Source organism: Acidiphilium sp. PM (assembly GCF_000219295.1).
Classification (GTDB): domain Bacteria; phylum Pseudomonadota; class Alphaproteobacteria; order Acetobacterales; family Acetobacteraceae; genus Acidiphilium; species Acidiphilium multivorum.
The window spans coordinates 1-1,236 of record NZ_AFPR01000005.1 but is presented as its reverse complement, the minus strand read 5'-3'; the positions used below and the strand labels follow the sequence as shown (position 1 = coordinate 1,236).

The 1,236-nt window shown below is 74.1% G+C and carries 1 protein-coding gene; it reads left to right on the top strand.

Features of this window, described 5'->3' with window-relative positions; all coding sequences use genetic code 11:
* On the top strand, positions 1-1,186 hold a 1,186-nt coding region (locus APM_RS00090), incomplete at its 5' end, for a DUF1501 domain-containing protein (protein ID WP_007421317.1).
* Between the last annotated feature and the right edge of the window lie 50 nt (positions 1,187-1,236).

Genomic DNA, 1,236 nt, shown 5'->3' with positions numbered 1-1,236 from the left:
CCTCGCGACCGTCGCAACCCTGGGCCGGACCCGGCTCGCCCTCGCCGCCGCGCCGACCGAGGCGCGCTTCGTCGTCGTGCTGCTGCGCGGCGCGCTCGACGGGATGGAGGCCGTCATTCCCCATGGCGACCCCGATCTCGCGCGGCTGCGGCCGGGCCTCGTGCCGCAGGCGGCGTCGGGACACGATCTCGGCGGGTTCTACGCGCTGCACCCGGCGCTGGCGCGGTTCCACACGCTCTATGCCGCGGGCGAGCTGCTGGCAGTGCACGCGATCGCCGGCCCGTATCGGACGCGCAGCCATTTCGAGGCGCAGGATCTGTTGCAGACCGGTGTCGAGCAGATCGGCATGAATTCGGGCTGGCTCAACCGGCTGATTGGCGAGCTGCCGGCGGATGGCGATCCGGGCGGGATCGGGCTGGCGGCGGGGATCGGCACGCCGCTGATCCTGCGCGGGGCGGCTCCCGTGGGCGCCTATGCGCCGGTCGGCTTCGCGCAGCCGGATCAGGGCCTGTATGCGGCGATCGGCAGGCTCAACGCGGGCGATCCGGTGTTCGGCCCGGCGATCGCCCGCGGGCTCGGCGCGCGGCGGTTCGACCGCACGGCCTTCGCCGCCGGGGCGGCACCGGCGATGGACGACGAGGAGATGATGTCGCCGGCGGGGCGTGCCCGCCCGGCCGATCGCTACGGGTTTCCCGAGCTTGCCGCCCGGGTGGGCACGCTGCTCGCCGCGGCACAGGGGCCGCGGATCGCCGCCTTCCAGCTCGAAGGGTGGGATACGCATGTCAACCAGATGCAGCTGCTGCCCGGCCCGCTCGGCGGCCTCGATCGCGGGGTGGCGGCGCTGAAAGCGGCACTGGGCGTGGCCTGGGCGAAGACCGCGGTGCTGGTGATCACCGAATTCGGCCGCACCGCGCGGATCAACGGCACGCGCGGGACCGATCATGGCACCGCGACGGTCGCGTTCCTTGCCGGCGGCGCGGTGCAGGGCGGGCGGGTGCTGGCGACCTGGCCGGGGCTGAAGGACCGGCAGCTGTTCCAGAACCGCGACCTCGCGCCGACGGCGGATCTGCGCGCGCTAGCCAAGGGCGTGCTGGCGGCGCAGTTCGGGCTGGGGCCGCAGGCGCTCGCGCGGATTTTCCCCGAGAGTGCGGCGGTCGCGCCGATGGGCGGGCTGCTGCGCGCCTGAGCGGTTCGTCTGGTCCGCCGCATCTTGTCCGATCGGCGCGGGCGATTATT